General features: G+C 74.8%; 23 protein-coding genes and 1 tRNA gene. 16 read left to right on the top strand and 8 right to left on the bottom strand.

Annotated elements, in window-relative coordinates:
• Window positions 1-107 precede the first annotated feature (107 nt).
• The gene (aceE, locus tag ASF47_RS12400; RefSeq protein ID WP_082500249.1) at window positions 108-2933 is read left to right on the top strand and encodes a pyruvate dehydrogenase (acetyl-transferring), homodimeric type; all 2826 of its coding nucleotides are present in this window, start codon (window positions 108-110) and stop codon (window positions 2931-2933) included.
• 115 nt (window positions 2934-3048) lie between these two features.
• Here aceE and ASF47_RS12395 read toward each other — a convergent pair whose 3' ends face one another.
• On the bottom strand, window positions 3049-3993 hold the full coding sequence (locus tag ASF47_RS12395; protein WP_056864252.1) for an alpha/beta fold hydrolase: 945 nt from the start codon (window positions 3991-3993) through the stop codon (window positions 3049-3051).
• Between the two features lie 119 nt (window positions 3994-4112).
• On the opposite strand from ASF47_RS12395, the gene ASF47_RS12390 reads away from it, so the two are divergent.
• The 7 genes from ASF47_RS12390 (at window position 4113) to ASF47_RS12360 (ending at window position 11480) form a co-directional block, all read left to right on the top strand.
• Window positions 4113-5342: a PucR family transcriptional regulator gene (locus ASF47_RS12390; protein WP_056864251.1), complete on the top strand. Its 1230-nt coding sequence runs from the start codon at window positions 4113-4115 to the stop codon at window positions 5340-5342.
• 91 nt (window positions 5343-5433) lie between these two features.
• Window positions 5434-6618: an acyltransferase domain-containing protein gene (locus ASF47_RS12385; protein ID WP_056864250.1), complete on the top strand. Its 1185-nt coding sequence runs from the start codon at window positions 5434-5436 to the stop codon at window positions 6616-6618.
• Entirely contained in the window at window positions 6618-7628 is a 1011-nt protein-coding gene (locus tag ASF47_RS12380; RefSeq protein ID WP_056864249.1) for a beta-ketoacyl-ACP synthase III, read from the top strand. The genes ASF47_RS12385 and ASF47_RS12380 overlap by 1 nt, the downstream gene beginning before the upstream one ends.
• 124 nt (window positions 7629-7752) lie before the next feature.
• Window positions 7753-7998 carry an acyl carrier protein gene (locus ASF47_RS12375; RefSeq protein ID WP_056864248.1) on the top strand — a complete coding sequence of 82 codons (246 nt, stop codon included), beginning with the start codon at window positions 7753-7755 and terminating at the stop codon, window positions 7996-7998.
• A 124-nt stretch (window positions 7999-8122) separates the two neighbouring features.
• Window positions 8123-9391: a beta-ketoacyl-ACP synthase II gene (gene fabF, locus ASF47_RS12370; protein ID WP_056864247.1), complete on the top strand. Its 1269-nt coding sequence runs from the start codon at window positions 8123-8125 to the stop codon at window positions 9389-9391.
• Window positions 9388-10824, top strand: coding sequence for an acyl-CoA carboxylase subunit beta (locus ASF47_RS12365; RefSeq protein WP_056864246.1), 1437 nt, complete (start codon window positions 9388-9390; stop codon window positions 10822-10824). The genes fabF and ASF47_RS12365 overlap by 4 nt, the downstream gene beginning before the upstream one ends.
• A gap of 161 nt (window positions 10825-10985) precedes the next feature.
• Window positions 10986-11480 (top strand): hypothetical protein, encoded by a 495-nt coding sequence (locus ASF47_RS12360; RefSeq protein ID WP_056864245.1) that lies wholly within the window; start codon window positions 10986-10988, stop codon window positions 11478-11480.
• Between the two features lie 90 nt (window positions 11481-11570).
• Here ASF47_RS12360 and ASF47_RS12355 read toward each other — a convergent pair whose 3' ends face one another.
• Complete coding sequence (locus ASF47_RS12355; RefSeq protein WP_056864244.1) at window positions 11571-12104, bottom strand: DUF3145 domain-containing protein; 534 nt, start codon at window positions 12102-12104, stop codon at window positions 11571-11573.
• Window positions 12105-12344: 240 nt separating this feature from the next.
• Between ASF47_RS12355 and ASF47_RS12350 the strand changes: the two genes are divergently transcribed.
• The 5 genes from ASF47_RS12350 (at window position 12345) to ASF47_RS12330 (ending at window position 16690) form a co-directional block, all read left to right on the top strand.
• Complete coding sequence (locus tag ASF47_RS12350; protein ID WP_056864243.1) at window positions 12345-12914, top strand: hypothetical protein; 570 nt, start codon at window positions 12345-12347, stop codon at window positions 12912-12914.
• A 100-nt stretch (window positions 12915-13014) separates the two neighbouring features.
• Window positions 13015-14322: a ferredoxin reductase family protein gene (locus ASF47_RS12345; protein ID WP_056864242.1), complete on the top strand. Its 1308-nt coding sequence runs from the start codon at window positions 13015-13017 to the stop codon at window positions 14320-14322.
• Window positions 14323-14326: 4 nt separating this feature from the next.
• Window positions 14327-14839 (top strand): FMN-binding protein, encoded by a 513-nt coding sequence (locus ASF47_RS12340; RefSeq protein WP_056864241.1) that lies wholly within the window; start codon window positions 14327-14329, stop codon window positions 14837-14839.
• Window positions 14836-15633: an FAD:protein FMN transferase gene (locus ASF47_RS12335; protein ID WP_235558732.1), complete on the top strand. Its 798-nt coding sequence runs from the start codon at window positions 14836-14838 to the stop codon at window positions 15631-15633. Before ASF47_RS12340 ends, ASF47_RS12335 begins: the two co-directional genes overlap by 4 nt.
• Window positions 15634-15718: 85 nt before the next feature.
• Complete coding sequence (locus tag ASF47_RS12330) at window positions 15719-16690, top strand: aldo/keto reductase (RefSeq protein ID WP_056864240.1); 972 nt, start codon at window positions 15719-15721, stop codon at window positions 16688-16690.
• Between the two features lie 22 nt (window positions 16691-16712).
• Here ASF47_RS12330 and ASF47_RS12325 read toward each other — a convergent pair whose 3' ends face one another.
• On the bottom strand, window positions 16713-18353 hold the full coding sequence (locus tag ASF47_RS12325) for an LCP family protein (protein ID WP_056864239.1): 1641 nt from the start codon (window positions 18351-18353) through the stop codon (window positions 16713-16715).
• A gap of 171 nt (window positions 18354-18524) precedes the next feature.
• On the opposite strand from ASF47_RS12325, the gene ASF47_RS12320 reads away from it, so the two are divergent.
• Window positions 18525-18824: a DUF3072 domain-containing protein gene (locus ASF47_RS12320; RefSeq protein ID WP_056864238.1), complete on the top strand. Its 300-nt coding sequence runs from the start codon at window positions 18525-18527 to the stop codon at window positions 18822-18824.
• Between the two features lie 89 nt (window positions 18825-18913).
• On the opposite strand, the gene ASF47_RS12315 is transcribed toward ASF47_RS12320, so the two are convergent.
• A tRNA-Ile gene (locus ASF47_RS12315) sits at window positions 18914-18987 on the bottom strand.
• Between the two features lie 135 nt (window positions 18988-19122).
• On the opposite strand from ASF47_RS12315, the gene ASF47_RS12310 reads away from it, so the two are divergent.
• Window positions 19123-19416, top strand: a complete 294-nt coding sequence (locus ASF47_RS12310) for a Dabb family protein (RefSeq protein ID WP_056864237.1) — start codon at window positions 19123-19125, stop codon at window positions 19414-19416.
• Window positions 19417-19434: 18 nt separating this feature from the next.
• Here the strand turns inward: ASF47_RS12310 and ASF47_RS12305 are convergent, their stop codons facing one another.
• From ASF47_RS12305 to ASF47_RS12290, 4 genes are all read right to left on the bottom strand, one after another.
• Window positions 19435-21624 (bottom strand): alpha-galactosidase, encoded by a 2190-nt coding sequence (locus ASF47_RS12305; RefSeq protein ID WP_056864236.1) that lies wholly within the window; start codon window positions 21622-21624, stop codon window positions 19435-19437.
• A 100-nt stretch (window positions 21625-21724) separates the two neighbouring features.
• Window positions 21725-22093, bottom strand: a complete 369-nt coding sequence (locus ASF47_RS12300) for a hypothetical protein (protein WP_156697872.1) — start codon at window positions 22091-22093, stop codon at window positions 21725-21727.
• A gap of 34 nt (window positions 22094-22127) precedes the next feature.
• Window positions 22128-23672, bottom strand: coding sequence for a sensor histidine kinase (locus ASF47_RS12295; protein WP_056864234.1), 1545 nt, complete (start codon window positions 23670-23672; stop codon window positions 22128-22130).
• Complete coding sequence (locus ASF47_RS12290; protein ID WP_228943410.1) at window positions 23669-24352, bottom strand: response regulator transcription factor; 684 nt, start codon at window positions 24350-24352, stop codon at window positions 23669-23671. Before ASF47_RS12290 ends, ASF47_RS12295 begins: the two co-directional genes overlap by 4 nt.
• Window positions 24353-24531: 179 nt before the next feature.
• Here ASF47_RS12290 and ASF47_RS21130 point away from each other — a divergent pair, with 179 nt between their 5' ends.
• Window positions 24532-24828, top strand: a complete 297-nt coding sequence (locus ASF47_RS21130; RefSeq protein ID WP_056864233.1) for a hypothetical protein — start codon at window positions 24532-24534, stop codon at window positions 24826-24828.
• Window positions 24829-24959 lie beyond the last annotated feature (131 nt).

The raw sequence follows: 24959 nt of genomic DNA, 5'->3' as shown, positions 1-24959 counted from the left end.
GACGTCGGCGGTCCGGTCAACGGACGTCCCGTGACGCTCAGCGAACCCTTTTCCGGCGTACTCGCGGGTAGATTTCGCCGGTCGGGACGGCGTGCCACGATGAGCGAGTGACCGATGACTCATCCACCCCGTCCGGCACCTCCTCGACCGGTCCCGCCACCGCGGGCACCGCACGTGCGGGCTCGGCCCGCGCCGTGATCCACGAGGGCCTGCCCACCCAGCTGCCCGACATCGATCCGGACGAGACCCACGACTGGATCGACTCCTTCGACTCCATGGTCGACGAGCGCGGCCGCGAGCGCGCGCGCTACGTCATGCTCCGGCTGCTGGAGCGCGCCCGGGAGATGAACGTCGGCGTGCCCGCCCTGCGCAGCACCGACTACATCAACACCATCCCGCCGGAGCGCGAGCCCTGGTTCCCCGGCGACGAGGAGGCCGAGCGGCGCATCCGCGCCTTCATCCGGTGGAACGCCGCGGTGATGGTCTCCAGCGCCAACCGCAAGGGCCTGGAGGTCGGCGGCCACATCGCCACCTACCAGTCCTCGGCGAGCCTCTACGAGGTCGGCTTCAACCACTTCTTCCAGGGCAAGGACGCCCCCGGCGGCGGCGACCAGATCTACATCCAGGGCCACGCCTCCCCCGGCATCTACTCGCGTGCCTACCTCGAGGGCCGGCTCAGCGAGCAGCAGCTCTACCGCTTCCGCCAGGAGGTGCAGCACGGCACGGGCCAGGGCCTGCCCTCCTACCCGCACCCGCGCCTCATGCCGGACTTCTGGGAGTTCCCGACGGTCTCGATGGGTCTGACCGGCATCAACTCGATCTACCAGGCGCGCTTCAACCGCTACCTGCAGAACCGCGGCATCAAGGACACCGACAACCAGCACGTGTGGGCCTTCCTCGGCGACGGCGAGATGGCCGAGCCCGAGTCGCTGGGCGCGATCCGCGTCGCGGCCCGCGAGGAGCTCGACAACCTCACCTGGGTCATCAACTGCAACCTCCAGCAGCTCGACGGACCGGTGACCGGCAACGGCAAGATCATCCAGGAGCTCGAGGCCAACTTCCGCGGCGCCGGCTGGAACGTCATCAAGGTCGTCTGGGGCCGCGAGTGGGACCAGCTGCTGGCCCGCGACGTCGACGGCGTCCTGGTCAACAAGATGAACGCCACCCCCGACGGCGACTTCCAGACCTACTCGGTCGAGGACGGCGGCTACGTCCGCGAGAGCTTCTTCGGCGGCGACCCGCGCCTGCGGGCCATGGTCGAGCACATGAGCGACCAGCAGATCCAGAAGCTGCCGCGCGGCGGCCACGACTACCGCAAGGTCTACGCCGCCTTCGACGCCGCCAAGAAGCACGTGGGCCAGCCCACCGTGATCCTGGCCAAGACCATCAAGGGCTGGACGATCGACGCCCTCGAGGGCAAGAACGCCACGCACCAGATGAAGAAGCTGACCCCCGAGGACCTCAAGAAGTTCCGCGACCGGCTCTACCTGCCGATCTCCGACCGCGACCTCGAGCGCTCCTACGAGGAGACCGGCGCCGCGCCGTTCTTCCACCCCGGCGAGAAGTCCCCCGAGATCGACTACATGATGGAGCGCCGCCGCCAGCTCGGTGGCTCGGTGCCGCGCCGCGTGCTGCGGGCCGAGCCGCTCACGCTGCCGGCCGACAAGGTCTACGCCGACCTCAAGAAGGGCTCGGGCAAGAACTCGGTGGCCTCGACCATGGCCGTCGTCCGCCTGCTCAAGGACTGGATGAAGGACCCCGAGATCGGCAAGCGGATCGTGCCGATCGCGCCCGACGAGTACCGCACCTTCGGCATGGACGCGATGTTCCCCAGCGCCAAGGTCTACAACCCCGGCGGTCAGCGCTACGAGTCGGTCGACCGCAAGTTGTTGCTCTCCTACAAGGAGTCGACGCAGGGCCAGATGCTCCACGAGGGCATCTCGGAGGCCGGCGCGATGGCCTCGGCCACCGCAGCGGGCTCGGCCTACTCCACGCACGGCGAGCACATGATCCCGTTCTACATCTTCTACTCGATGTTCGGCTTCCAGCGCACCGGCGACTCGATCTGGGCCATGGCCGACCAGCTCGCCCGGGGCTTCCTCGTCGGCGCCACGGCCGGTCGCACCACGCTGACCGGCGAGGGCCTGCAGCATGCCGACGGACACTCGCCGCTGCTCGCCACCACCAACCCGGCGATCAAGCACTACGACCCGGCGTTCGCCTACGAGATCAGCCACATCATGCAGACCGGGCTGGAGCAGATGTACGGCTCCACCGAGGAGCACCCCGACGGCGAGAACGTCATCTACTACCTCACCGTCTACAACGAGCCGGTCCCGCAGCCGGCCGAGCCCGAGGACGTCGACGTCGAGGGCATCCTCAAGGGCATCCACAAGGTGTCCACCGGCGAGGGAGACGGACCCCGCGTGCAGCTGCTCGCCTCCGGCGTCGGCTTCCCGTGGGCCCAGGAGGCCGCGCGGATCCTGCGCGAGGACTGGGGGGTCGTGGCCGACACGTGGTCGGTGACCTCGTGGAACGAGCTGGCCCGCGACGCCGTCGCCTCCGAGCAGTGGAACCTCATGCACCCCGGCGAGCCGCAGCGCACGGCGTACGTCGCCGACAAGCTGGCCGGGTCGCAGGGCCCGTTCCTGGCCGTCTCGGACTTCATGGCCGCGGTGCCGCTGCAGATCGCGCGCTGGGTGCCCGGCGACTACTGCGTGCTCGGCGCCGACGGGTTCGGCTTCGCCGACACCCGGCCCGCCGCGCGCCGATTCTTCAACATCGACGCCGAGTCGGTGGTGGTGCGCACGCTGCAGGCGCTGGCCGACGCGGGTGAGATCGACCCGGCACAGGTCGAGAAGGCCTTCGCGCAGTACCGCATCGACGACCCGACCGCGGTCGCCGGACGCAAGCAGGAGGGCGGCGACGCCTGAGCGTCACCGCACCAGCACGGCACGCGAGGGGCGTGCGGGCCTCGGCCCGCACGCCCCTCGCGGCGTCGTCGGCACCGCTCCGGCCCGGCACGCGCCGCCGCGGCCCTGCGCGGCCTCAGGCCGTGGCGAAGACGTGCACCGGGCTGACCGGTGCGGCGGGGCCGTTGGCGAGCAGCCGCCGCCACCGGGCCCGGCTGTAGACCGCGGGCCGGGTCGTGCGCACGAAGTCGTCGAGGATCGCGGCGAACCGCTCGGGGTGGTCCTTGTGGGGGAAGTGCCCCGCACCCGCGATCACCTCCACGCTGGCCTTGGGCGCCAGCGACGCGGCGTTGTCGGCGTGGCTGACCGGGATCACCCGGTCGTGGCTGCCCCAGACCACGCTCATCGGCATGGCCTCGGTGAGGTAGGCCCGGTCGGCCATCGTGACGAGCTGGCCGCGCCAGTCGACGACCGCGCGCACGACCTGGCGGATCGCGGCCCGGGCGCGCGGATCCTTGAAGGAGTCGTAGATGTCGGCGACCTCGGCGAGGTCGCTGGTGCCGGGCAGCGGCGCCGCGGCCAGCGTGCGCATGCCGGCGACGCCCACGTGGCGCACGCCGGGCAGGGTGAGCACGCCCATCAGCTGGTGGAAGCCGGGCGTCGTGATGGCGCGGATCGCCGGCGAGACCTCGGGCCCGAGACCCCCGGAGGCGACCAGCATCATCCGCTCGGTGCGCTCGGGGAACTGGTAGGCGAACTGCATCGCCACGCCGCCGCCGAAGCTGTGGCCGACCACCGTCACCTTGTCGATGCCCAGCACCGTGAGCAGGTCGCGCATGCCGTTGGCGTAGCCACCCACGGAGTAGTCGGCGCGCGGCTTGTCGGAGGCGCCGTGACCCAGCAGGTCGGGCGCCAGCACGGTGTAGCGCTCGGCCAGGGTGTCGATGACCGGCGACCACGTGGTGTGGTCGCAGCCCAGACCGTGCAGCAGCAGGACGACCGGCCCGCTGCCGACCTTGACGAAGGCGCGGCGGTGGCCGTGGATGGTGAGGTGCTGGACCTCGTGGTGCGGTGCCGTCACGCGGGGCCTCCCGGGGCTGCGACGTTGTGCGGGATTCAACCAGACGCCCCGCGGCCCACGCAGCACAACCGCCCGGCCCACCGCTGATTTCACCTGCGCGGGGGCACTAGCCTCGGGGCGTGCCCCCTGCCGCCGCGGACCCCTCGGAGCAGCGGCGCCGCGCCGCGGCGCGCCTGCTGCGCGCCACCGGCGCCCTCAGCACCGCCGCCACGGCCCGCATGGACGCCTCCGTCCCGTGGTTCCGCGAGCTCAGCGCCGAGGACCGCTCCTGGGTCGGCCTCATCGTGCAGGCGGGCGTGCGCGGGTTCGTGGAGTGGTACGGCGCCGACGGCGGGACCCCCGGGTCCGGGCCGGCGCTGGCCGGGTCGATCTTCGAGGCCGCGCCCCGCACCCTGGCCGGCGTCATCACCCTGGGTCAGACCGTCGACCTGGTGCGGCTCTCGATCGAGGTCGTCGAGAGCAACGTCGACAGCGTGCTGGAGCCCGAGGAGGCGGTCGACGTGCACGCCGCCCTGCTGCGCTACGCCCGCGAGATCGCCTTCGCGACCGCCGAGGTCTACGCGCGCGCCGCCGAGGTCCGCGGCGCCTGGGACGCCCGCCTCGAGGCGCTGGTCGTCGACTCGGTGCTGCGCGCCGAGGCCGACGAGACCGTGCTGTCCCGCGCCAGCGCCCTCGGGTGGACCGCGCGCGGCCGGGTCGTGGTCGTGCTCGGGTCGGCGCCGGCGCGACGCACCGAGACCGACCTCTTCGACGAGGCGCGCCGACGGGCCCGGGCCGCGGGCACCGACGCCCTGTGCGCCGTGCAGGGCGAGCGGCTCGTCGTCATCCTGGGCGGCGTCGAGGACCCCCGCGCCGCCGCCGACGTGGTCGTCGGGCTCTTCGGCGAGGGACCGGTCGTCGTCGGGCCCGTCGCCGGGAGCCTCGCGGAGGCCCACGTCTCGGCCCGGGCCGCGGTCTCGGCGCTGCGCGCCGCCAGCGGCTGGCCCGAGGCGCCGCGCCCCGTGCTGGCCAACGAGCTGCTGCCCGAGCGGGTGCTGGTGGGCGACGGCCACGCCCGGCGCCACCTGGTGGAGGACGTCTACCTCCGCCTGGTCGGGGCCCGCGGCACGCTGGTGGAGACCCTCGCGGCCTACCTCGCCGCCGGCGGCTCCATCGAGGGCGCCGCGCGGGCGCTCTTCGTCCACGCCAACACCGTGCGCTACCGGCTGCGCCAGGTCGCCGACCTCACGGGCTACGCGCCCGGCGAGCCGCGCGACGCCTTCACCCTCGAGATGGCGCTGGTGCTCGGGCGGCAGTCGGGTCGGCGGACCCCGGCACGACCGGCTTCGGACACCACGACACATCTGTAAACCGGATTTGTCGGGTTCCTACAACTTCGAGCCGCGCACTTGGTGCGCGCCGCAGGTGGGTCCCGGCCCCGGGCCCCGGCAGAGTGGGGGTGTGCTCGTCATCGTCGCTCCCGGTCAGGGAGCCCAGTCGCCCGGTTTCCTCACCCCCTGGCTCGAGGACCCCACCTTCGCCGCCCGCTTCGAGTGGCTCTCCACCGTCGCGGGCCTCGATCTCGTCGACTACGGCACCAACGCCGACGCCGAGACCATCCGCGACACCAAGGTCGCCCAGCCGCTGCTGGTGGCGACCGGTCTGGTCACGGCGCTCGCGCTCTTCCCGCACCCCGGCGACGCCTTCGAGCGCATCGGGGCCGTGGCCGGCCACTCCGTGGGCGAGATCGCCGCCGCGGCGGGCGCCCGCGTCATCACCGCCGAGCAGGCCATGGTGCTGGTGCGCGAGCGCGGCAAGGCCATGGCCGAGGCCTCGGCCGCGACCCCGACCGGCATGGCCGCCGTGCTGGGCGGTGACCGCGAGGAGGTGCTGGCCGGCCTGGCCGAGCACGGTCTCACCGCCGCCAACGACAACGGCCCCGGCCAGGTCGTCGCCGCCGGCACCCTGGAGCAGCTGGAGGCCTTCAGGGCCGCTCCCCCGGCCAAGGCCCGCCTCGTGCCGCTCTCGGTCGCCGGCGCCTTCCACACCCACCACATGGAGCCCGCGGTCGGCCACCTCGGCCACCTCGCCCGCGCGGTCTCGACCCACGACCCCCGCACCCGCGTCATCTCCAACCGCGACGGGCAGGTCGTCCACGACGGTCGCGAGGTGCTGCGCCGCCTGGTCGGCCAGATCTCCCACCCGGTGCGCTGGGACCTGTGCCTGGAGACCATGGAGGACCTCGGCGTGACCGGCATCCTCGAGATGCCGCCGGCCGGCACCCTGACCGGCATCGCCAAGCGGGCGCTCAAGGGCGTGGAGACCTTCGCCCTCAAGACCCCCGACCAGCTCGACGACGCGCGCGCCTTCTGCGACAAGCACGGCGAGTCCGCCGGCATGGAGAACAGCCCCACCTGGCGCATGGTCGTCTCCCCCACCAAGGGCACCTTCCACCGCGACGAGGCGGCGGGCGCCACCGACCAGCTGGCCGCGGGCGCGGTGATCGGCGAGGTCGCCAGCTCGCGCGACAAGCTGGTCGTCACCGCCAACCACGGCGGCCAGGTCGTCGAGTGGCTCGTCGAGGACGGCGACCTGGTCTCCCCCGGTCAGCCCCTGCTGCGCCTGCACCCCCACGGCGCCAGCTGATGGCCGCCACCACGGGCCTGCGCACCGCCCAGGGCGCCGCCCACGCCGCCATCAAGAGCGTCGGCGCCTACCGCGCCTCGCGCGTCGTCCCCAACTCCGAGGTCGTCGAGGCCATCGACTCCTCCGACGAGTGGATCCAGCAGCGCTCGGGCATCCGCGAGCGGCGCTGGGCCACCGAGGAGGAGACGGTGCAGGTGATGGCCGTGGGCGCCGCCCGCCAGGCCGTCGAGCGCGCCGGCCTGGAGCCGGGCGACATCGGCTGCGTCATCGTCGCCACCGTCAGCCACCACCTCAGCACGCCGTCGCTGGCCACCGCCGTCGCCCACGAGCTCGGCACCGACCACGCCCCGGCCTTCGACATCTCCGCGGCGTGCGCCGGCTTCTGCCACGGCGTGGCCCTGGCCTCCGACCTCGTGCGCGGCGGCAGCGCCGGGCACGTGCTGGTCATCGGGGTCGAGAAGCTCTCCGAGATCACCGACCCCACCGACCGCGGCACCGCCTTCATCTTCGCCGACGGTGCGGGCGCCGTGGTCGTCGGACCGAGCGAGACCCCGGGCATCGGCCCGGTCGTCTGGGGCTCCGACGGCGAGCAGTACGACCTCATCCGCACCCGCGAGGACTGGCACCAGGCGCTCACCTCCGAGGAGCCCCGCGTGCCGCACCTGGTGATGCAGGGCAACGCCGTCTTCCGCTGGGCCTCCTTCCAGATGGCCAAGACCGGGCTGGAGGCCGTCGAGCGGGCCGGGATCACCGTCGACGACCTCGACTGCTTCGTGCCCCACCAGGCCAACAACCGCATCACCGACACCATGGCGCGGGCCATGAAGCTGCCGGCCGACGTGCGCATCGCCCGCGACATCGTCGACCAGGGCAACACCTCCGCCGCCTCCGTGCCGCTGGCGCTGGACCGCATGGTGGCCGAGGGCGACGCCCGCTCCGGCGACCTCGCGCTGCTCATCGCCTTCGGCGCCGGGCTCTCCTACGCCGCGCAGGTCGTCACCATCCCCTGACCGGGCCCTGAGCGGCCCCGCGCGGGCCCGGCAGGAGCCCGACCGCACGCCCCCGACGTACCCGACGCACCACCCGAACCCCCGCGGGGACCTCCCGCGGCCACCACAGAGAAGGAATCACGCGATGCCCACCACCGAAGAGATCCGCGCCGACCTCGCCGAGATCGTCAACGAGGTCGCCGGCGTGGACGCCGACGACGTCCAGCTCGACAAGTCCTTCGTCGACGACCTCGACGTCGACTCGCTCTCGATGGTCGAGGTCGTCGTGGCCGCCGAGGAGAAGTTCGGCGTGTCCATCCCCGACGACGAGGTCAAGAACCTCAAGACCGTCGGCGACGCCGTGGCGTTCATCGAGCGCGCCTCCGCCTGACCGGCAGCACCACCGCAGCACCACGGCGGCCCCGGACCCCGGGGCCGCCCCGCACCACCCGCGTCGGGCGGGCGCAGCAGCACCGCCCGACGCGTCCCTTCCCGCACGTGAGGACACCCTGACGATGACATCCGCGCCATCCGCCCGCACCCGAGTCGTGGTCACCGGGCTCGGCACCACCAGCCCCGTCGGCGGCGACGTCGCCACCACCTGGGACGCGCTCGTCGCCGGCCGCTCCGGCGTCCGGCGCCTGACCGACGAGTGGGCCGCGGACATGCCGGTCAAGATCGCCGGTCGCGTGGCCGTCGAGCCCACCGAGGTGCTCGAGCGGGTCAAGGCCCGGCGTCTCGACCGCTCCTCGCAGTTCGCGATGGTGGCGGCCATGGAGGCGTGGGCCGACGCCGGCCTCCTCGACGCCGAGCTCGACCGCGACCGCCTCGGCGTCGCGATGGCCTCCGGCATCGGCGGTGTCACCACGCTGCTGTCGAACTACGACGTGCTCAAGGAGAAGGGCCCCCGCCGCGTCTCCCCGCTGGCGGTGCCCATGCTCATGCCCAACGCGCCCGCCGCCAACATCAGCCTCTACGTCGGCGCCCGCGCCGCCGTGAACACCCCGGTCTCCGCCTGCGCCTCGGGCAACGAGAGCATCGCGCTGGCCATCGACCAGATCCGCCTCGGCCGTGCCGACGTCGTCGTCGCCGGCGGCACCGAGGCCGCGATCCACCCCCTGCCGATGGCGGCCTTCGCCAACATGATGGCGCTGTCGAAGACCGGCAGCGAGGAGGGCGGCGACCCCACCACCGTCTCCCGTCCCTGGGACACCGGGCGCGACGGCTTCGTGCTCGGCGAGGGCGCCGGCGTGCTGGTGCTGGAGTCGGAGGAGCACGCCCGCGCCCGCGGTGCGCGCATCTACGCCGAGGTGCTCGGTGCCGGCATCACCGCCGACTCCCACGACATCGCCCAGCCCGACCCCGAGGGCCGTGGGGGCACCCGCGCGATCAAGCGGGCCCTCCTCGAGGCCGACATCAGCCCCGCCGACATCGTCCACGTCAACGCCCACGCCACCTCGACCCCGCAGGGCGACATCGCCGAGGGCCTGATGCTGCACGCGGTGATGGGCTCGCACGCCTCGGAGGTCGTCACCACGAGCACCAAGTCGATGACCGGCCACCTGCTCGGCGGCGCCGGCGCGCTGGAGTCGATCGCGACCGTGCTGGCGCTGCACCACCGCCTGGTGCCGCCCACGATCAACCTCGACGACCTCGACCCGCAGGTCGAGCTCGACATCGCCACCACCGCCCGCACCCTGCGCGACGGCGACATCGCGGCGCTCAACAACTCTTTCGGCTTCGGCGGCGCCAACGTCGCCGTCGCGTACGGGACCTACCGATGAGCGTCCAGGCGGCGCCCGCCAAGCCGGCGAAGCTCCCCCGGGACCAGGACCCCCGCAACCCGGTCCTGCGCCTGACCGCCTTCTTCGACGACGGCTCGATGGAGCTGCTCACCCCCGACGGTGACTCCGGCATGCTCGCCGCCATCGGCAAGGTCGCGGGCTCGCCCGTGGTCGCGTTCTGCTCCGACGCCACCGTCATGGGCGGGGCGATGGGCGACGTGGGCTGCCGCGTGGTCGTCGACGCCTACCACCGCGCGATGACCGACGGCGTGCCGATCGTGGGCCTGTGGCACTCCGGTGGGGCGCGCCTGGCCGAGGGCGTGCTCTCCCTGCACGCCGTGGGCCGCATCTTCCACGTGATGACCCAGGCCTCGGGCAAGATCCCGCAGATCTCCGTGGTGCTCGGCCCCGCGGCCGGCGGCGCGGCCTACGGCCCGGCGCTGACCGACGTGGTCATCCTCGGCCCCGAGGGACGCATCTTCGTCACCGGGCCCGACGTCGTGCGCTCGGTGACCGGGGAGGACGTCGACATGCTGCGTCTCGGTGGTCCCGAGCCGCACGGTCGCCGCTCCGGCGTCGTGCACATCCTCACCGACTCCGAGGCCGAGGCCCTCGAGCGCGCCCGCGGCGTGGCCTCGCTGCTCGGCGCCCAGGGCAGCCTGCGTGTCGAGGACGTCGAGGACCGCGACCTCGCGGCCCTGCTCCCGGAGTCGAAGAAGCGCGCCTACGACGTGCACCCGCTGGTCGAGTCGGTGCTCGACGAGGGCACCGCCCAGGAGCTCCACGCCCGGTGGGCGCCCAACATCGTCACCGCCCTGGGCCGCTTCGGCGGGCGCACCGTCGGTGTCGTGGCCAACAACCCGCTGCGCCTCGGCGGCTGCCTCGACTCGCTGTCGGCGGAGAAGGCCAGCCGCTTCGTGCGCATGTGCGACGCCTTCGGGGTGCCCCTCATCGTCCTCGTCGACGTGCCCGGCTACCTGCCCGGTGTCGGTCAGGAGTGGGACGGCGTCGTGCGTCGCGGCGCGAAGCTCCTGCACGCCTTCGGCGAGTGCGTCGTGCCCCGGGTCACCCTGGTGACCCGCAAGACCTACGGCGGCGCCTACATCGCCATGAACGCCCGCTCGCTCGGTGCCACCAAGGTGTTCGCCTGGCCCGGGGCCGAGGTCGCAGTCATGGGCGCTGTCGCCGCGGTGCGCATCCTGCACCGGCGCAAGCTCGCCGAGGTGTCGGTGGAGATCCGTCCCCAGGTCGAGGCCGAGCTCGCCGCCGAGCACGAGCGCATCGCCGGTGGTGTCGACAAGGCCGTCGAGATCGGGGTCGTGGACGAGGTCGTCAGCCCCGAGCGCACCCGCAGCATGATCGCGCGCGCCATCGACGAGGCCGTGCAGAGCGTCGGCGTACGCCACGGCGCGCACGGCAACATCCCGCTCTGAGGCTCCTCGCCGGCCTCCCACCGCGCCCCCCGCACGCACCAGCACGCACCAGCACGCCCCCGGGTCGTCCCACGATCCGGGGGCGTGTCGCGTCACCGCCGCGCCCGTGGCACGGTGGGGAGACCACCGTCACACGACGACCACCCGGGAGGTCGACCCCCATGCCCGCCACCACGCTCGCGCTGATCCGACCGTCCATCCGCCGCGCCCGCGCCGTCCGGGGCCCGCGCGCGGCCGCACTGGCCGTCGCGGCGGCCACGGCGCTGGGCGCCGCCGTGCTCGGGCCCGCTGCGCCGGCGCCGGCGCACCCGGGTCACGAGGGCTTCGCCCGCTTCGCCCAGGTCGAGCGGGGCGACGGGATCCTGCGCAAGGGCTGCCACGACTACCGCTACCGCTACGAGGTGGAGGTGAAGCCGCGCTTCGACCAGTGGGCGTTGGAGACGTTCCTGGTCGACCGGCGGGGCGAGCGGGTCGCGGCCGGCGCCTTGCTCAAGGGCGCCGACCCCAAGGCCGGGGTGGACTCGATCCGCTTCTGCCGCACCGCGACCGTGCCGGGCCGCTTCACGCTGCGCGGCAAGCTCACGCTGCAGAACGTCGACGAGATCCACGACGGCTCCATCAAGCCGATCCGCTTCCGTCTGCGCCTGCCGAGCTGACCCGACGGCTCGCGGCACCGGGCTCGGCGGGACCTCACGGCGTCGGCCCTGCGGGGTGCCGGACCAGCGTCGGCGACCGGCCCGACGGCCTCAGACGACCTGGTGCAGCCAGCGCACCGGCGCGCCGTCGCCCGCGTGGCGGAAGGTCTCGAGCTCGTCGTCCCACGGCTTGCCGAGCAGCTTGTCGATCTCGGTCAGCAGGGTCACCTCGCCCAGCGCGGCCTTGACGACCGCGGCCTTGAGCCGGTCCTCGGGGATCATGATGTCGCCGTGCAGCCCGGTGACGGCGTGGTAGACGCCGAGCTCGGGGGTGTAGGAGAAGCGGGTGCCCTCCGTGGCGCTGGTGGGCTCCTCGGTGACCTCGAAGCGCAGGTGGTTCCAGCCGCGCAGCGCCGAGGCGATGGCGGCAGCACTGCCGGCCGAGGCCGCCCAGGACAGCTCGGCTCGGTAGGTGCCCGACTGCGCCGGCTGCGGCGTCCAGTCGAGGCTGACGGCGACACCGAGCACTCCGCCGACGGCCCACTCCACGTGCGGGCACAGCGCCGAGGGCGCTGAGTGCACGTAGAGCACGCCCCTCGTCGAATTACGGGTGGCAGTCTGTGTGGTCACCGTGACCTCCTTCATCTGCGGCGCGAGCTACGCCTTCCCCAGCGGTCTCGTCGTCAGATGTCGGTCGCACGAATGACACTCGTGTAGTTGTGCGCCCCATTGTGCCGCACGCCGGCCCCGGGCACCAGCACGACATCCCGTCGGTGCCTCACAGGTGGCGCACAGGTGGTCCCGGTGGTGCTGCCAGCCGCCCCGGCGAGGGTCCTCGGTGTGAGACGTCGAGCGACGTCGCAGACCCGGCGAGAGGACACCACCATGAGCGACGACCGATCCGGCACCGACCGGCCCACCCCCAGCGGCTCGCGCTGGGAGCCGACCGGCCCCGCGGCGCCCACCGCACCGCTCGCCGCCGCACGCCCGGCCGAGGCCCCCGCTCCGAGCGCCGAGACGGCCGCCTCGACGGGCGCCCCGACGGACACCGCTGCCGCCGCGCCGCTGTCGACCCGCCGCCGGTGGCGCGAGCGGCTCCCCCGCCGCCGCGGCGCACGCGTGGCCGCCGCCGGCGCGCTCGCGGCGCTGCTGCTGCTGGGCTCGGCCGCGGGCGGCTTCGCGGTGGGCCGGGCGACCGGGCCCGACGGCGACCGCACCGGAGTGCCGGGCGCGCCGTCGGGCCACGGACCCGGCGACGGCGACGGCGACGACCGCGGCTTCCCCGCTCAGGGTGGCCCCGACGGCGACGGCCCCGCGGGAGGGTTCCCCGCCGCTCCCGACGGCACCCTGCCCGACGGCACGGCACCCGACGGCACCGCTCCCGGGGGGACCGCGCCCGACCCCGCCGTCCCCGGCGCGACGACCGACGACGACGCGAGCGGGTCGGCCACGTGACCACCCTCGCCGCTCCCCCGGCGCCGCACGGGGCCCGAGCACGTCCGCGGCGCTCGACACCGGTGCCGCGCGCGTCGACGCAGCGGTCCGGACCTCGGCCGTGGCGGCGCTGTGGCTGAGCCTGCTCGTCGTCACCTACTGGTGGGTCGCCGGCGGAGGGGTGCAGGACCTCGCGGGGTGGGAGACGGGTCTGCTCTCCAGCGGCCGCCTCGCCGGACTGGTCGGCTCCGACCTGCTGCTCGCGCAGGTGCTGCTCATGGCGCGACTGCCGTGGCTCGAGCGCGCCTTCGGCCAGGACCGACTGGCACGGCTGCACCGCGTGGTCGGCTTCGTGTCCTTCGACCTCGTGCTGGCCCACGTCGGTCTGACCGTCTGGGGCTACGCCGCCGGGGACCTGCTGGCCACCCCGGCGACCGCCTGGGACCTTACGGTCGACTACCCGGGCATGCTGCTCGCGCTCGCCGGCCTGGTCTGCCTGGTCATGGTCGTGGTGACCAGCATCCGCGCGGCCCGCTCCCGGCTGCGCCACGAGTCCTGGCACCTGCTGCACCTCTACGCCTACCTCGGGGTCGGGCTCGCGCTGCCCCACCAGCTGTGGACCGGGCAGGAGCTGCTCGCCTCGACCGCGGCCACCGTCTACTGGTGGAGCGCCTGGGCGGCGGCGGCCGGCGCTGTGCTCCTGTGGCGCGTGGCGCTGCCGCTGTGGCGCTCCTGGCGCCTGGACCTCCGGGTCACCTCGGTGGTGGCGGAGGGCGACGCCGCGGTGTCGGTCTACCTCGCCGGACGCCTCGACCGGCTGCGGGTCGAGGCCGGGCAGTTCCTGCTCTGGCGCTTCCTGACCGGCCCCGGCTGGTCGCGCGCCCACCCCTATTCGCTCTCGGCCGCCCCCGACGGACGCAGCCTGCGCCTGACGGTCAAGGCGCTCGGCGACGGCAGCGCCGCCGTCGCCTCGCTGCGCCCGGGCACCCGCGTGCTCGTCGAGGGGCCCTTCGGGCGCCTCACCGCGCGTGCCCGCACCCGCCGGGGCGTGCTCCTGGTGGGGTCGGGCGTGGGCATCACCCCGCTGCGCGCGCTGGCCGAGGGGCTCGACCAGACCCCCGGCGACGTGGTCGTGCTCCACCGCTACGCCCGGGAGCCGCTGCTCGGCGCCGAGCTCGCCGTGCTGGCCCGTGAGCGCGGCCTGCGCCTCGTGGGGCTCCCCGGCCCCCGCCGGGCTCCCGGCTCCTGGCTCGGCGACGGCGTGCCGCCCGTCGACGACACGACGGCCCTGCTCCGCCTCGTGCCCGACGTCGCCGAGCGCGACATCTTCGTCTGCGGCCCCGACGGCTGGAGCGACTCCGTCCTCGCCAGCCTGCGCGCGGCAGGCGCGCACCCCGACCACATCCATCTCGAGACCTTCCGGTGGTGACCCGATGAGACGCATCTCCCTGTGGGCCCTGAGCACGCTGTCGACCGTCGTGCTCCTCCTGGGCTACCGCACCTCCCTGGAGGGCCCGAGCACCACCGCGGCCCTGCCCGCCTACAGCGCCACGACCACGAGCACCGCCGGCGCGACCACGGGCGGGACCACGGGCGGGAGCACCACCGGTGGGTCGACCGGCGCAGGGGCGGGAGGCGGCGACTCCGGCTCGGGCGGCTCCGGTGGGTCGAGCACGGTGACCGGCAGCGTGGTGCAGACCCAGTGGGGGCCGGTGCAGGTGCAGCTCACGGTGGACGGCGGCGGCGCGATCACCGGGGTCGACGTGCTGCAGTACCCCTCCGGCAACGGTCACGACCAGGAGATCAACGCCTACGCGCTGCCGGTGCTGGTGCAGGAGACGCTCGACGCCCAGAGCGCCGACATCGACATGGTCAGCGGCGCCACCGTGACCAGCCAGGGCTACGTCGGCTCGCTGCAGGACGCCCTCGACCAGGCCGGCCTGTGAGCGCCCCCGCGGCCACCGCACCCGGCCCGACGCGCCGCCACGTCGACCACGTCATGGGCCTGCCGGTCAGCCTCGCGCTGCGGGGGCCACACGCCGCCGACCCCGACGACCCGGCCGCGCTCGAGGCCTGGTCGGCGGTCATGACGAGCCTGCGCGGCAGCGACGCGCTGCTGAGCACCTGGCGCGAGGACTCCTGGGTGTCGCGGCTGGACCGGGGCGAGGTCTCCCTGGCGCAGTGCCCACCGGAGCTGGCCGAGGTCCTCGCCCTCGGGGAGGACGCCACCCGCGACTCCGGCGGCGCCTTCACGCTGCGCCTGCCCGACGCCGTGGGCCGCGTGCGTCTCGACCCGACGGGCGTGGCCAAGGGCTGGGCCCTCGACCGGGCGGCCCGCGCGCTGGAGCCGCTGGTGGGCACCGACTGGTGCCTGTCGGGCGGCGGCGACGTGCTCTGCCGCACCCGGAGCCGGCGTACGCCGCTGTGGCGGGTCGGTGTCGAGGACCCGCGCGACGCGTCGCGGCTGTTCGCCGTGGTGCCGGTCGGCAACGGCGCGGTCGCCACCTCGGGCACGACCCACCGCGGCGCTCACCTGCTCGACGGGCGCACCGGCCGCACGGCCCGCGGGGTGCGGCAGGTGACGGTGGTGGCCCCGACCCTCACCGAGGCCGACGTCGACGCCACCTGCGCCTACGCCCTGGGCCCCGACGCGCTCGCGTGGCTGCGGCAGCGCCCCGGACGCTCGGGGCTCGTGGTCCACGACGACGGCACCACGAGCACGTTCGCCACCCCGCGCTGACCACGCAACACCCGTGTCCCACCCGCGTCCCACCCGCACCGCATCCACACCGGGCCGGCTTGGGGGCCCGTCGCAGGATGGGCCCATGCGCTACACACGACTCGGCAGCAGCGGCCTCGAGGTCTCCGTCGTCACCCTCGGGTGCATGAGCTGGGGCGACCCGTCACGGGGCGGTCACCCGTGGGTGCTCGACGAGGACGCCGGCCGCGCGATCATCCGCGACGCCCTGGAGGCGGGCGTGACGGTGCTCGACACCGCCAACGTCTACTCCGGCGGCTCCAGCGAGGAGATCACCGGCCGCGCGGTGCGCGACTTCGCCCGGCGCGAGGACGTCGTGCTCGCCACCAAGGTCCACGGCCGCATGCGCCCCGGGCCCCACGGCGCCGGCCTCTCGCGCGGTGCGATCCTCCACGAGATCGATGCGTCGCTGCGCCGCCTCGGCACCGACTACGTCGACCTCTACCAGATCCACCGGTGGGACCCCGAGGTGCCGATCGAGGAGACCATGGAGGCGCTCCACGACGTGGTGCGCTCGGGCAAGGCGCGCTACCTCGGCGCCTCCTCGATGTACGCCTGGCAGTTCGCGAAGGCCCAGGAGGTCGCGCGCGCCCACGGCTGGACGCCCTTCGTGTCGATGCAGGACCACTACAACCTCCTCTACCGCGAGGAGGAGCGCGAGATGCTCCCCCTCTGCGCCGACCAGGGGGTCGGGGTCATCCCGTGGAGCCCGCTGGCCCGGGGCCGGCTGACCCGCCCCTGGGACACCGAGACCTCCCGCACCGAGACCGACGAGTTCGGCGGCACGCTCTACCGCGACGAGGACGCCGACATCGTCGCCACGGTGCTCGCCCTGGCCGAGCGACGCGGCGTCGCGCCGGCGCAGGTCGCGCTGGCCTGGCTGCTGCACCAGCCGGTGGTCACCTCGCCGATCGTCGGCGTCACCAAGGCCCACCACCTCACCGACGCCGTGGCCGCGGTCGACCTCGAGCTCAGTGACGAGGAGCTCGACGAGCTCGGCTCCGGCTACGTGCCCCACGCGGTCGCCGGCCACCGCTGAGGGCCCGCCGGGACCGCTCGGGTCAGTACGCCGCGGCCGTGTCGGTGCTGCTGGTCGCGTCGGTGCCGTCGGCCGGCGCGTAGGCGCAGGAGTCCTCGGGGTCCTCGGCCCGGCCGGGGTCCTTCTTGCCCAGCCCGGGGCGCGAGCGCGGCTCGAGGGCCTTGGCCACGACCTGGCGCATGTAGTCGAAGTCGGGGTCGCCGGAGAAGAATCGCTCGGAGGGCCGGAAGACGACCGACTTGACCTTGGCGTCCTTGACCTTGAGGGCGAGGTCGAGCAGCGCCGGCACGATCCGTCGCGGGATGTCGGTGGAGACGATCTCCTGCCCGGTCTCGGCCAGGGCCTGGTAGCGCTGCAGCACGGTCATCGGGTCGGCGGCCTCGATGATGGCGTCGACCGCGCAGCGCTGGCGGTCCATGCGCTCGTAGTCGTCGGAGCCGTAGCGCCCCCGGGCGAACCACAGCGCGTGGAAGCCGTCGAGCTCTTGGTCGGGGCCGGGGTCGATGTAGTCGACCGGCGGGATGCCCAGGTCGGTGTTGCCCTGGATGGCGACCGGCTCGTTGACGTTGACGGTGATGCCGCCGATGGCGTCGACGACGTCCTCGAAGCCCTTGAGGTTGACCATCAGGTAGTAGTCGACCGGCACCCCGAGGCTGCCCTCGACGGCCTGCTTGAGGGCGTCGGCACCCTCGTTGTCGCTCGCCCCCAGGATGCCCGGGTGACGCTCGGGGATCTGGCCGTAGATGGCGTTGAGCATGTAGAAGCCGTCGTCCTCGGGCCCGCTGAACCCGGTCGGGTAGAGGTCGTGCAGCGGGCTGTCCTCGGGGAACTGCGCGTTCATCAGGTTGCGCGGCAGGCTCACCGTGACCGCGCGGCCGGTGGTGGTGTCCATGCTCAGCAGGATCACGGTGTCGGTGCGCACGCCGGTGCGACCCTCGCCGCCGTCGCCGCCGAGCAGGAGCACGGTCACCCGCTCCCGCCCGCCCCAGGGGTCCTCCTCGGTGACGTCGGTCGGCACGGTGGCGCTCTCGTTGCGGTCGTCGTCGAAGACGGTGCCGACCAGCCCGGCCTGCACCTGGGCGTAGCGCGCCGCCACCGCGAAGGGCGCACCGATCGCGAGGCAGAGCACCAGCACGAACCCGTGGCCGACCGCCGTGTGCCACCGGGGTCGGCTCGGGGGCCTGACCTGGCGGTAGGTCAGGTAGACCACGGCCACCCAGGTCGCGAGGCCGAGCACCAGCACGACCGCGGCGATGGTGAGGCGGGTGGGGTCGACGGCGAAGGCGAGCAGGGCGCGCAGGTCGCGCCCGACGTACCACGCCGCGCCCCCCAGCAGGGCCAGCACCGGAAGCAGCACCAGGGCCCCGAGCAGGCGGCGTCCGGTGTAGAGGAAGCCGGCCCCCGGCACGAGCGCGCCGAGCAGCGTCACCCCGAGCGTGCCGGGCAGGCCCGCGGCGCGACGGCGGCGCCGGTCGGCGCGGGCACCGCCGCGGCGGCGGGTGGGAGGCGGGGTGGAGGGCGAGGTGGAGGGACGGGCCCGCCGCGTGCGCCGGGCGAGGGCCGGTCGGCTGCTGGCCCGCCGGCGTCCGCGTCGGGGCGCCTGGGTCGACGGGGACCCGGGGTGGGCGGGCACGGCACCGGGCTCACGTGACACGTCCTCCACGCGGCGCCTCTCCCTCGGTCCGGTCGGCCTGCTCCTGTCGGGTCGGTGCACCGGCACGGCTCGCACCACCCTCGGCGGAAAATAGCACCCCGCCCGATCACCCCGCCGGGGTCGACGCCCTCACCCGTTCGGGGTCTGGGGTCCGCCGGCGCCCCGACGTAGCGTGGGCCCATGACCTCATCGAACATGTCTTCGAACGACCAGGCTCCCGAGCAGGGCACGGAGCAGACCCCGAGCGGCGTGCCCGACGGCGAGGTCCTGGGTGCCGACAACCCCAGCCCGACCAACGCCGAGAAGGACCCCAACGACTGGGTGACCGGCGACGAGCCCATCACCGGCGCCCAGAAGAGCTACCTCGACACCCTGGCCCGCGAGGCCGGCGAGACGCTTCCCGCCGACCTGACCAAGGCCGAGGCCTCCGAGCACATCGACCGGCTCCAGACCTCCACCGGGCGCGGCGCCGACAGCTGAGCGACCGCGCCGCCGAGGCGGCGCAGCGTCTCCGTGCCGCAGCGGCGGCGGAGCCCCCGGGACCTCACGGTCCCGGGGGCTCGCTGACGTAGGGCGGGTGGGGCTCGAACCCACGACCCAAGGATTATGAGTCCTCTGCTCTGACCGGCTGAGCTACCGCCCCACGGTGCGGACGGTCGAGGGTCGCGCCCGTCCAGCCGCGCACTCTACCGACGCCGCGCTCCCGCCGACGTCAGGTGCCCCGCCCGGTCCGGGGCCCCCGCGAGGCCCGGACCACCGGCCCTGCTTCGATGGGCCCATGATCCGCAACGTGGTGGTGGGAGTGCTCCGGGACGACGCGACGCGCGAGCAGGCGCAGGCCGCGCTCGACGCGATCGCGGCGCTGCGCGTCGAGGGTGTCGCGTTCGAGATGCGCACCGGTCTCGACCTGGGCCTGCGGGAGGGCAACGCCGGCTACGTGCTGACCGCCGACTTCGCCGATGCGGAGGCCTACCGCGTCTACGACCTCGACGAGGAGCACAACCGGATCCGTCGCGAGCTGTTCGCGCCGATCTCGAGCGAGATCCGCCGCATCCAGTTCGCCCTCGACTGACCCCCCTCCCCGCACCGGCTACCCGACGCGGCGCACCTCGATCAGCACGAGGTGCTCGGGGTCCTGCGCCGGGACCTGCACCCCGACGGTGTCGAGCACCCGCCCGGTCAGGCGCACGCCGGTCGACCACCACGGCAGCGGCGAGTAGCCGGGGCCGTGCACGACGTCACCGGGCGCCAGCGCCGCCACGTCGTACGTCGCCGCCGCGTCGAGACCGGGCAGCGTGACCGGGCCGGGCGGCCACGTGGTCGGCCCGGCGGTCGCGACGACGGCGTAGACCGCGTGGTCGGCCGCGGGCGAGACGATCCCGTGCACGAGCGTGGCGGGGTCGGGGTGGTCGGAGCGCACCGTCGTGCCGGTGGCCAGCAGCGGGCGCAGCCGCCGGTGCAGCGCCACCCACGCCGCGAGCTCCTCGCGCTGCGCCGCGGTGGCCTCGCGCAGGTCCCACTCGATGCCGAGGTGGCCGAAGAGGGCGGTGCCGGCGCGGAAGGACAGGTCGTGGGTGCGTCCGGTGGTGTGGGAGCGCGCGGAGCCGATGTGGGCGCCGAGCAGCTCCGGGGGCACCAGCAGCGAGGTCCAGCGCTGGATGCCCTGGCGCTCGAGGGGGTCGATGCAGTCCGAGGCCCAGACCCGGTCGGTGCGCTCGAGCACCTCGAGGTCGATGCGGCCACCACCCGAGGAGCACGACTCGATCTCGACGCCGGGGTGCCGGCGGCGCAGCTCGTCGACCAGCGCGTAGAAGGCCAGCGTCTGGCGGTGCACCGACGCCGCGCCCGCGGGGCCGCTGCCGGCGTCGACGAGGTCGCGGTTGTGGTCCCACTTCAGGTAGGCGATGTCGTGCGCGGACAGCAGGGCGTCGAGGCGCTCCAGGACGTGGGCGAAGGCGTCCGGGTGGGCGAGGTCGAGCACCTGCTGCTGGCGCGAGGCCACCGGCACCCGCCCGCCGGTGCCCAGCACCCACGCGGGGTGGGCGCGGGCGAGGTCGGAGTCGAGGTTGACCATCTCCGGCTCCACCCACAGCCCGAACTCCATGCCCAGCGCGCGCACCCGCCCGATGAGCGGGTCGAGGCCGTCGGGCCAGACCGTGGGGTCGACGTACCAGTCGCCGAGGCCGGCGGTGTCGTCGCGCCGACCGCGGAACCAGCCGTCGTCGAGCACGTAGCGCTCCACCCCGACCCCGGCGGCCAGCTCGGCCAGCTCGGTGAGGACCTCGAGGTCGTGGTCGAAGTAGACCGCCTCCCAGGTGTTGAGGGTGACCGGGCGGGGGTGCCTCGGGTGCTGCGGGCGCGAGCGCAGGTGGGTGTGGATGCGTGCGGTGACCTCGTCGAGGCCGGTGCCGTGGCTGCCGTAGAGCCACGGCGAGGCGTAGGACTCCCCCGGCGCCAGCCGGACCTCGCCGGGCAGCAGCAGCTCGCCTCCGCTGACCAGCGTCACCCCGGTCGTGGCCCGCTCCACGCGGCTGCGGTGGTCGCCCGACCACGCGACGTGGGTGGCCCACACCTCGCCACGGCGGAAGCCGAAGCCGGGCTCGCCGAGGGCGGTGAGCAGGGTGGCGTCGGTGCCGGTGCGTCCGCGGCGGCCCTCGCGCACGTGGGCACCCACGGTGACCGGGCGCCGCTGGGGGCTGCGCTCGCGTGCGTGGCGCCCGGTGAGGTCGAGCAGCTCCCCGGCCCGGGTCGGCACGGGCAGCGCCGGCTCGAGCGCGTCGAGGCGGTAGTCGCCCTCCCCCGTGCTGGTCAGCGTGGCCCGGGTGCGCAGCAGCCCGCTGGCCAGCAGCTCCACCTCGAGCAGCACCTCCAGCCCCGCGACCGCGTCGACGAGCTCGTACGTCGCGCTGCCGCCCAGCGCCGCCGGGTCCGCCGCGTCCGCCGCGGTGGTTGACACCCGGCGCACCCGCAGCACGGGCGACCAGTCCGCGCCGTCGGCGCGCGAGCCTCGCAGGCCGGGCGTGCCGGGCCAGCCCGAGGCGTGCTCGGGGAGCAGGCCGACCGGGCGCAGCTCGTCGACGGTGTTGGGGGTCAGCTCGCGGTGCCCGGCACGCACGACCTCCCCGCGGGCCGCCTCGTCGAGCGGACCCAGGTCGGCACCCCAGTGGGCCACCCACGGCCCGCCGTGGTCCACGTCGGGGTGGTGGGCCAGCAGCACGCTGACCCCGGCTGCCCGCAGGTGCAGGGTGGTGGGCGCGCCCACGGCGCGGTCGTCGGTCACGGTCGCCTCCTCGTCGGCGACAGACGCTAGCGGCGACGCCGGGCCGGCGAGCGCGCGGGCCCGGTGCGACGCGCCCGCCCGCGGGACCGGCCCGCGACGCTCAGGCGGCGCGTCGCCCGTCGACGACCAGGGCGACCGTGTTGAGCGCCGCCCAGCCGAGGGTCACGGCCATCACCTTGCCGCGCACCTGGGAGTCGGGGGCCTTGGCGGCGAGGATCGCGCAGTCGCCCAGGTCGCCGACGATGCGCAGCAGCATCGCGGTGCGCACGACCTTGTCGGAGCGCCCGAGCGCACCGGCGGCGCTGATGCCGAGGTCGCGGACGCCGTAGGTGCGGGCCAGCACGTCGTAGCCGCCCCGCTCGGAGCGGCCGGCCTGCATGGCCGAGCCGAGGTGGTCGGGCTTGAGCAGGGCGAAGGCGCCGTAGCCGGCGGTGGCGGTGGACATGAGGCGGCTCAGGGGATAGCTCATGCCTCCGGTCTACCCCGCGCCGGGTCTCCCCGGCTCACCCGCGCGGGGTGGTCGCCGCGCCCACGGGACCGTCCACGGTCGCTCCCGCGGGCAGTGTCAGCCGCATCCGGGCGCCCGCGCCGCCGGCGGGCTCGCGGCAGACGAGCTCGCCGCCGTGGGCGCGGGCCAGGCCGCGGGCGATCGAGAGCCCGAGGCCCGAGCCGCCCGCCCGGCGCTCGCGGGCGGGGTCGAGCCGCACCAGCCGGTCGAAGACCCGCTCGCGGTCGGCCGCGGGGATGCCCGGTCCGTCGTCGACGACCTCCACGACCGCCGCGTCCCCGTCGTAGGACGAGCGGAGCTCGACCTGACGCGCGCCGGCCTGCACGGCGTTGTCGACGAGGTTGCCCAGCACCTGCACGACCCGGTCGCGGTCGGCCACGGCCACCGCCGGGTCGCCCACGACCCGGACCACCGCCGGGCCGGGCCGCGGCGACCTCGCCACCTCCTCGGCCACCGAGCGCAGGTCGACCGGGCCCGTGACCAGGGCCAGACCGCGGTCGATGCGCGCCATCAGCAGCAGGTCGTCGACGAGCCGGCCGGCGCGCTGGGCCTCGCGGATCAGGTCCACCAGCACCTGCTCCCGCTCCTCGCGCGGCGGGTCGGCGCGCAGCACGTGCTCGGCAGCGGCGCGGATGCCGGTCACCGGGGTGCGCAGCTCGTGGGCGGCGTCGGAGACGAAGTCGCGCAGCCGGGCCTCCGAGTCGACCGCTCGGGCCTCGGCGCCCACCACCTCGTCGAGCATCTCGTCGAAGGCCAGCGCGGTGCGGCCGAGGTCGGTGCCGGGCGTGGTCGGGCGCAGCCGGCGCCCGCGGTCACCGCGGGTGATGCTGCGGGCCACGTCGGTGATGCGACGCAGCGGCCGCAGCGCCCCGCCCACCACCAGCGGCACGACGAGGGCGGTGGCGAGCAGCACCGTCACCGCGGTCACGAGCAGCACCAGCCTGACCTGGGCGACGGTGTCGCGGACGTCGCTGGCGTCGGCGAGCAGCAGCAGCGTGCTGCCGTCGGTGAGGCTGCGCGCGACCGCGAGCAGGTCGCCGCTCTCCTGCACCGCGGGAGTCGCGCCCGGCGGGTCGGGCGGACCCGGGTCCCCCAGCGGGCTGGGCACCGTGGCGGGCCCCCGGGGCCCGCCGTCGGCCGGCCCCTCGCCCGTGCCCGAGCCGCCTCCCGTGCCTCCGGAGCCTCCTGTGATCTCCTCGCCGTCCCCCGGGGCCACGCCGGCCGCCCCGGCCAGCGGACCCTCGGCGTAGACCTCGCCGTCGGCGGCCCGCACCACCGCCGAGACGCCCTCCCCCTCCAGGCGTCGGGCCAGGTCGCGGTCGTCGACCTGGCCCACGAGGGCGTCGGCCACCCCCGCGCGCTCGACGAGACGCTGGCGCAGCTGGTCGTCGAGCCGCTCGCGCAGCGCCAGCTCGGTGGCCGCGACCAGCACCACCAGCAGCACGGCCACCAGGGCCACCACGACCAGCGTCACCCGCCGCCGCAGCGACGGGGTGCGCAGGCCCGACACCGCGACCGGGCCGTGCGCCGCGCCGCTCACCGGGGCGCCCGCAGCACGTAGCCCAGGCCGCGCTCGGTGTGGATGAGACGCGGTCCGTGGACCTCCAGCTTGCGGCGCAGGGCACTGAGGTGCACCTGCACGAGGTTGTCGGCGTAGTCGTCGTAGCCCCACACCTGGCTGAGGATCTGGGCGTTGGAGAGCACCCGGTCGCGGTGGCGGGCCAGGTGGGCCAGCAGCCGCAGCTCGGTGGCGGTGAGCGCGACGTCGTGGCCGCCGCGCGTGACCCGCGCCGCCTCCTCGTCGACGACCAGGTCGTCGATCTCGATCGTGGTGGCCACGGCGCCGGTGCGGCGCAGCACCGCCCGCACCCGGGCGAGCAGCTCCTCCACCACGAAGGGCTTGGCCAGGTAGTCGTCGACGCCGACCTCGAAGCCGCGCAGGCGGTCCTCGACGGCCTCGCGGGCGGTGAGCATCACCACGGCGGCGTCACTGCGCCGTCGCACGACGCGCACCAACTCGGGGCCGTCGCGCCCCGGGAGCATCCAGTCGAGCACCACGAGGTCGACGCGGTGGGCCGCCAGCTCCTCCTCGAGCGCGCCGCCGTCGGCCAGCGCACGCACGGCGTAGCCCTCCGAGCGCAGCGACCTCGCCAGCGACTCGCGGATGACGTCGTCGTCCTCCACCACGAGCAGGCGGGCGGCGGCGTCACGGATCGGCACCTCGACAGTGTGCCGTCGCCGACCTGAAGACCACCTCAAGAACACCGCGTGCGGTCGCCGTCTTGAGGTGGCCCGCAGGTACGCCGCCCAGAGTCGACCCCGGCGGCCCCCACCAGGGGCCCCGACCGCCCGGCCCACCGGCCCGGCGCGTCCGGCCGTCCTCGACCCCAGGAGTACCCGTGCCACACCTCTCCGTCCCGGTCCCGTCCTCCCTGGGCCTGGTCGACCTGCTGGTCGCCCTCGCCGTCCTGCTCGCCGTGGTCGGCGCCCTGCGCACCGGTCGCGGACTCGTCCCGACGCTGCTGTCCGCCGTCGGCGCGGGGCTCGCCGCCCTCGCCGTCGCGTGGGTCGTCACCTCGGTCCTGAGCACCTGGGGCCGCCCCGCGTCGCCCGGGCCGTCGACCGCAGCGCGTTCGCCGCGGCCCTGCCCGCGCCCGACCGTGCCCTCGCCGAGCTGCACGAGCTGCACGAGCTGACCGGCGGTGGGCCCGGCCCCGCGGGCGACCGCGACGACGCACCCGGCCCACGCCCCTGACCGACCGGCCCCCCTGACCCGTCCCGACCTGTCCCGACCCGTCCCCGATCCCTGCACCGACGGCCGACCACG

It is taken from the genome of Nocardioides sp. Leaf285, assembly GCF_001422955.1.
Classification (GTDB): Bacteria; Actinomycetota; Actinomycetes; order Propionibacteriales; family Nocardioidaceae; genus Nocardioides; species Nocardioides kribbensis.
Note: the sequence above shows the minus strand (reverse complement) of the source record. Positions and strands in the feature narration are given on the sequence as shown.